Source organism: Pseudoxanthomonas japonensis (genome assembly GCF_010093445.1).
Lineage (GTDB): Bacteria > Pseudomonadota > Gammaproteobacteria > Xanthomonadales > Xanthomonadaceae > Pseudoxanthomonas_A > Pseudoxanthomonas_A japonensis.
Genome location: NZ_PDWW01000014.1, coordinates 95321 through 101613 on the forward strand (window position 1 = coordinate 95321; position 6293 = coordinate 101613).

The window sequence follows — 6293 nt, forward strand, 5'->3', positions numbered from 1 at the left end:
AAGACCCACCGATCAGGGTATAATGCCGCGCTTCCCCAACTCTCCCGGGCCCGCCGATGCTGCGCATCCAGGCTGAAGCACTGACGTACGACGACGTCTCCCTCGTCCCCGCCCATTCCACCGTCCTGCCCAAGGATGTCAGCCTGGAAACGCGCCTGACGCGCGACCTGCGGCTGAAGCTGCCGATCGTCTCGGCGGCCATGGATACGGTCACCGAAGCGCGCCTGGCCATCGCCATGGCCCAGCTGGGCGGCATCGGCATCCTGCACAAGAACCTGACCGTCGAGCAGCAGGCCGCGGAAGTGGCCAAGGTCAAGAAGTTCGAGGCCGGCGTCATCAAGGAGCCCTTCACCGTCGGGCCCGAGACCACCATCGCCGAAGTGCTCAAGCTCACCCGCGCGCGCAACATCTCCGGCGTGCCGGTGGTCGACGGCGGCCAGCTGGTCGGCATCGTCACCAGCCGCGACATGCGCTTCGAAACGAAGCTCGACGATCCGGTTCGTCACATCATGACCAAGAAGGATCGCCTGGTGACGGTCCGTGAAGGCGCCAGCGATGGCGAAGTCCTGCAGCTGCTGCACAAGCACCGCATCGAGAAGGTGCTGGTGGTCAACGACGCGTTCGACCTGCGCGGGCTGATCACCGTCAAGGACATCCAGAAGAAGACCGACAACCCCAACGCCGCCAAGGACAGCGCGAGCCGCCTGGTCGTCGGCGCCGCGGTGGGCGTGGGCGGCGATACCGACCAGCGCGTCGAAGCGCTGGTGGCCGCGGGCGTGGACGTGATCATCGTCGACACCGCGCACGGCCATTCGCAGGGCGTGCTGGACCGCGTCAGCTGGGTCAAGAAGCGCTTCCCGCAGTTGCAGGTCATCGGCGGCAACATCGTCACCGGCGATGCCGCGCTGGCGCTGATGGACGCGGGCGCCGACGCGGTCAAGGTCGGCGTTGGCCCGGGCTCCATCTGCACCACGCGCATGGTGGCCGGTGTGGGCGTGCCGCAGATCACCGCGATCGACATGGTCGCCGAGGCGCTGCAGGACCGCATTCCGCTGATCGCCGACGGCGGCATCCGCTACTCGGGCGACATCGGCAAGGCGATCGCCGCCGGTGCCTCCACGGTCATGATCGGCGGCCTGTTCGCCGGCACCGAGGAAGCCCCGGGCGAAGTCGAACTGTTCCAGGGCCGCAGCTACAAGAGCTACCGCGGCATGGGCAGCTTGGGCGCGATGGAGAAGGGGTCCAAGGACCGTTACTTCCAGGACGCCAGCGACGCCGACAAGCTGGTGCCGGAAGGCATCGAAGGCCGCGTGCCGTACCGCGGTTCCGTGGGTGGCATCATCCACCAGCTGATCGGCGGCCTGCGCGCGACGATGGGTTACGTGGGCTGCGCGACCATCGAGGACATGCGCAGCAAGCCGAAGTTCGTCGTCATCACCGGCGCCGGCCAGCGCGAAAGCCACGTGCACGACGTGCAGATCACCAAGGAACCGCCGAATTACCGCATGGGCTGAGGCGCATCCGGTGTGGTTTGTAATAGGTGATTGGTGATTCGTTAGAAGAAAAGCGGAGCAAAGAACACATGTCGGGTGCAAACGAATCACGAATCACCAATCCCGAATCACGGCTTCACGACGACAAGATCCTCATCCTCGACTTCGGCGCGCAGTACACGCAGCTGATCGCCCGCCGCATCCGTGAGATCGGCGTCTACTGCGAAATCTGGGCGTGGGACCACGACCCGGAGGAGATCGCGAAGTTCGGCGCCAAGGGCATCATCCTGTCGGGCGGTCCGGAATCCACCACCCAGCACGGCGCCCCCGCCGCGCCGCAGCAGGTGTTCGACAGCGGCCTGCCGATCCTCGGCATCTGCTACGGCATGCAGACGCTGGCCGCGCAGCTGGGTGGCGCGACGGAAGCCGCGGATGCGCGCGAGTTCGGCCATGCCGAAGTGCAACTGGTCGCGCACGACGCGCTGCTCGGCGGCCTCAGCGACCACCAGGGCGAGCCGCGCATCGACGTGTGGATGAGCCACGGCGACCATGTCGCCAAGGCGCCGCCGGGCTGGACGATCACCGCGACCACCGACCGCATTCCGGTCGCCGCGATGGCGCTGGAAGAGAAGCAGTGGTACGGCGTGCAGTTCCATCCGGAAGTGACGCATACCAAGCAGGGCCAGACCCTGCTGCGCCGCTTCGTCGCCGAGATCTGCGGCTGCAGGACGCTGTGGACGGCCGCCAACATCATCGACGACCAGATCGCCCGCGTGCGCGAGCAGGTCGGTTCTGACGACGTGATCCTTGGCCTCTCCGGCGGCGTGGATTCCTCCGTCGTCGCCGCGCTGCTGCACAAGGCCATCGGCGAGCAGCTGACCTGCGTGTTCGTCGACACCGGCCTGCTGCGCTGGCAGGAAGGCGACCAGGTGATGGCGATGTTCGCCGAGCACATGGGCGTCAAGGTCGTGCGCGTCAACGCCGCCGACCGCTACTTCAAGGCCCTGGAAGGCGTCGCCGATCCGGAAGCCAAGCGCAAGATCATCGGCAACCTGTTCGTCGAGATCTTCGAGGAAGAGTCGAACAAGCTGAAGAACGCCAAGTGGCTGGCGCAGGGCACGATCTACCCGGATGTCATCGAGTCGGCCGGCAGCAAGACCGGCAAGGCGCACGTCATCAAGAGCCACCACAACGTCGGTGGCCTGCCCGAGCACATGAAGCTGGGCCTGGTCGAGCCGCTGCGCGAGCTGTTCAAGGACGAGGTGCGTCGCCTCGGTGTCGAACTCGGCCTGCCGCGCACGATGGTCTACCGTCATCCGTTCCCGGGTCCCGGCCTGGGTGTGCGCATCCTGGGCGAAGTGAAGCCCGAGTACGCCGAGCTGCTTGCAAAGGCGGACGCGATCTTCATCGACGAGTTGCGCAAGGCCGACCTGTACGACAAGACCTCGCAGGCGTTCGCCGTGTTCCTGCCGGTCAAGTCGGTGGGCGTGGTCGGCGACGCGCGCGCCTACGAATGGGTCATCGCGCTACGCGCGGTGGAGACGATCGATTTCATGACCGCGCACTGGGCGCACCTGCCGTACGAATTCCTCGGCACCGTGTCGAACCGCATCATCAACGAACTGCGCGGCGTGTCGCGCGTGGTCTATGACATCTCCGGCAAGCCGCCGGCGACGATCGAGTGGGAGTGAGGGATTGAAGCGTGCTGCATGCGGGTGATCCATCTCCCGTTCGTGGTGAGCTCGTCGAACCACGCTGTTGGCGCTGAGTCCGGAGCACCGGGATGCAGTTTTGGGTTTACATGCTCGAATGTGCGGATGGCTCGTACTACGTAGGTCAGACAGACTGCCTGGAAAGGCGTGTTGTCCAGCATCATGCAGGTGATGTGCCCGGGTGTTATACGTTCAAACGCCGCCCATTGGCTTTGGTCTGGTCGCAGGAATTTTCGAGCCGTGTGGAAGCGCTCACGTCGGAGAGGCGGATCAAAGGCTGGAGTAGAGCGAGAAAGCAGGCTTTGATCGCCGGTGATTGGAAAAGGCTCAGTGAACTGGCCAGGGGAAGGACCTCTGGTCAAGCGCCTTCGGCCGGAATGGATGAACCCTGCGAAGAGCGTGGTTCGACAGGCTCACCACGAACGGGTGCCGGAGGTAGGCAGGTGTCGGATTCAGTCAACGACAACGAAGAGCACTGGATGCGCCACGCCTTCGCGCTGGCCGACCGCGCCGAGCGCGAGTTCGACGAGATCCCGGTCGGTGCGGTGCTGGTAAGCCCTGAGGGGCAGGTGCTGGGCGAGGGCTGGAACCGCAACATTCTCGACCACGACCCGAGCGCGCACGCCGAGATCGTGGCCATGCGAGAGGCGGGCAGGGTGCTTGGCAACCATCGGCTGGTCGGCTGCACGCTGTACGTCACCCTGGAGCCGTGCGCCATGTGCGCGATGGCGCTGGTGCACGCGCGGGTCGCGCGCGTCGTGTATGGCGCGTCAGACCCCAAGACGGGTGCTTGCGGCAGCGTATTCGATCTGGTTGCGGATCCGCGCCACAACCATCGCATCGAAGTGATCGGCGGGGTGCTGGGCGATGAAGCCGGTCGCCGGCTGACCAATTACTTCCGCGCCAAGCGTGGACGCCCGCTGGTCTAGGGCGTCGGGAATTTCCGCTTCACCTTTCGGTGGTCCATCTCTTCGTTGATCGCGGTGACCGCGAGCGTCGATTCGCGCGCGAGCAGCAGGCTGGCCGCCAGCATCGCCACCACGCCTAGCGCCGCCAGCCAGGTCGGCAGCGAACCCAGCCGATGGCCGGTGAACGTATCGACGGCCACGGCGAGGCTGGTGCCGACGAAACAACTGATCGCCGCGTAGAGCAACTGGCCCGCGCGCAGGATGATCAGGCTGCGCCGGCGCTGGAGCGCAATGCGCTTCTCGAGCAGTGCACGATCCGTCTCGTCTTCCGCGTCGGCCAGTTCGCGCAACAGCGTGCGAGCGCGATCGATGATGCGTGCCAGCCGGTTGTTCGCCGACAGCAGCAGCGAGGCCGTCGCCGTCAGGAAGAAGGCCGGCGCCAGCATCGCGGTGAGCACGGCATGGTCGGTGGAGGGATTCATGGGCCGGTCGCCGGGATGGTCTGCGTTATGATGACACGATGCGGTGCTGCCGCACGCCCGGTGTGGCTTCCCGGGTCCTCCTTCCGTCACGGACTGCTGCATGGCCTCGAACAACGCGCACAACGACCGCCTGATCTGGATCGACCTCGAAATGACCGGGCTGGACACCGACCGCGACTCGATCCTCGAGATCGCCACGGTGGTCACCGACTCGAAGTTGAACGTGCTGGCGGAAGGGCCGGAGTTCGCCATCGCCCATCCGGTGTCGGTGCTGGAGGCGATGGACGACTGGAACCGCAACCAGCATGGCCGCTCGGGACTGTGGAAGCGCGTGGTGGAGAGCGACGTGTCGCTGGGCCAGGCCGAAGCGCAGACGGTGGCCTTCCTCAACGAGTGGCTGCCGGCCGGCGCCTCGCCGATGTGCGGCAACTCGATCTGTCAGGACCGCCGGTTCCTGCACCGGCTGATGCCGCGGCTGGAGAAGTACTTCCACTACCGCAACCTCGACGTCAGCACGCTGAAGGAACTCGCGCGCCGCTGGGCGCCGCAAGTGCTGGAGGGCGTGCGCAAGCAGGCCAGCCACACGGCCTTGAGCGACGTGCGCGATTCCATCGAGGAACTGCGCCACTACCGCAGGCACATGGCGGCGCTCGCCGGCGAGTGACGTAGCGTGCGCCATGCGCACGTCCCTGCGGAGTCATCATCTCGCGTCGTGCGCACGGCGCACGCTACTTGGGCATGTCGCCGTCGTCGACCACGCCCTTGGTGATGATGTCCGTCAGTGGCGTGCCGTCCGCATTGTGGTGGTACACGTGCAGGTCGCGCTGGGGATACGGGATGTTGAGGCCATTGCCGATGATCTCGGTGCGCACGGCTTCGGTCAGATCGCTCCGGGTCTGGCCGAAATCCTTCGTCTTCGCCCACGCGTACAGTGTAAGGTCGACGCTGCTCTCGCCCAGTTGCGACACGAACACGAACGGTTCCGGCTCCTTCAGTACCATCGGGTTGGCGTGCGCGATATCGAGCAGCACCTGCTTGGCCTGCTTGAGGTCATCGTCGTAGCCCACGCCAACCAGGATGTCGATACGGCGCTGCGGCTTGGCCGTGAAGTTGATGATGGGCGCCGTGGTGATCAGGCTGTTGGGCAGCACGATCAGGCGGTTGTCGACGGTGCGCATGCGCGTCTGGAAGATGCGTACTTCCTCGATGATCCCTTCCAGGCTGGCCGCCTGCACGAAGTCGCCTTCGCGGAACGGGCGCAGCACGATCAGCATCACGCCCGAGGCGATGTTCGACAGCGAATCCTTCAGCGCCAGGCCGACGGCTAGGCCGGCGGCGCCGAGCACCGCGAGCATCGAGGTGGGATTCACGCCCAGCGAGGTAAGGGCGGTGATGATCACCAGCACCATCATTGCGGCGTAGCTGGCGCGGCGCAGGAAACCGCCCAGCGTGGCATCCGCGTGCGTGCGCCCGAGCACGCGCTCCAGGCCTGCGCTCAACCGCTTCGCCAGCCACATGCCGACCAGGAAGATGAGGACGGCCGCCAGCAACTTCAGTCCCCACGTTTCCAGCATCTGGAGCCAGTCGATGCCGCGCAGTTCGCGCATCAGCGCTTCCGGTTCGGCGGACATCCCGGCGGGGAGGGGTGCAGCGGGGGCCGGGGTGGGGGCAGGACATGGGACCTCCAGTATGGTGCAG

Annotated in this window: 6 protein-coding genes and 1 pseudogene; 5 read left to right on the top strand and 2 right to left on the bottom strand. The window is 65.9% G+C overall.

All coding sequences use genetic code 11. The annotated features are described in order from the left end of the window. The first annotated feature begins 56 nt into the window (after window positions 1–56). The 4 genes and pseudogenes from guaB to tadA all read left to right on the top strand — a co-directional run bounded on the left by guaB (window position 57) and on the right by tadA (window position 4134). Window positions 57–1514 (top strand): IMP dehydrogenase, encoded by a 1458-nt coding sequence (guaB, locus tag CSC78_RS11210; protein ID WP_162337962.1) that lies wholly within the window; start codon window positions 57–59, stop codon window positions 1512–1514. Between the two features lie 68 nt (window positions 1515–1582). Further along, complete coding sequence (gene guaA, locus CSC78_RS11215) at window positions 1583–3184, top strand: glutamine-hydrolyzing GMP synthase (protein ID WP_162337963.1); 1602 nt, start codon at window positions 1583–1585, stop codon at window positions 3182–3184. A 110-nt stretch (window positions 3185–3294) separates the two neighbouring features. Continuing rightward, window positions 3295–3489 (top strand): annotated as a pseudogene (locus CSC78_RS19290) (GIY-YIG nuclease family protein); the annotation flags it as partial. Between the two features lie 159 nt (window positions 3490–3648). Continuing rightward, window positions 3649–4134 carry a tRNA adenosine(34) deaminase TadA gene (tadA, locus tag CSC78_RS18870; RefSeq protein ID WP_274379357.1) on the top strand — a complete coding sequence of 162 codons (486 nt, stop codon included), beginning with the start codon at window positions 3649–3651 and terminating at the stop codon, window positions 4132–4134. Here tadA and CSC78_RS11225 read toward each other — a convergent pair. Further along, complete coding sequence (locus CSC78_RS11225) at window positions 4131–4595, bottom strand: DUF2721 domain-containing protein (protein ID WP_162337965.1); 465 nt, start codon at window positions 4593–4595, stop codon at window positions 4131–4133. The genes tadA and CSC78_RS11225 overlap by 4 nt on opposite strands. A 100-nt stretch (window positions 4596–4695) precedes the next feature. On the opposite strand from CSC78_RS11225, the gene orn reads away from it, so the two are divergent. Continuing rightward, window positions 4696–5259, top strand: a complete 564-nt coding sequence (orn, locus tag CSC78_RS11230; RefSeq protein WP_162337966.1) for an oligoribonuclease — start codon at window positions 4696–4698, stop codon at window positions 5257–5259. Between the two features lie 64 nt (window positions 5260–5323). On the opposite strand, the gene CSC78_RS11235 is transcribed toward orn, so the two are convergent. Then, window positions 5324–6286, bottom strand: coding sequence for a mechanosensitive ion channel family protein (locus CSC78_RS11235; RefSeq protein WP_407072271.1), 963 nt, complete (start codon window positions 6284–6286; stop codon window positions 5324–5326). Window positions 6287–6293 lie beyond the last annotated feature (7 nt).

What these genes read in the sequence shown, in the direction of transcription:
- guaB (WP_162337962.1), top strand. Translation starts at nt 57, where the DNA reads ATGCTGCGCATCCAGGCTGAAGCACTGACGTACGACGACGTCTCCCTC.
- guaA (WP_162337963.1), top strand. Translation starts at nt 1,583, where the DNA reads ATGTCGGGTGCAAACGAATCACGAATCACCAATCCCGAATCACGGCTT.
- CSC78_RS11225 (WP_162337965.1), bottom strand. Translation starts at nt 4,595, where the DNA reads ATGAATCCCTCCACCGACCATGCCGTGCTCACCGCGATGCTGGCGCCG.
- orn (WP_162337966.1), top strand. Translation starts at nt 4,696, where the DNA reads ATGGCCTCGAACAACGCGCACAACGACCGCCTGATCTGGATCGACCTC.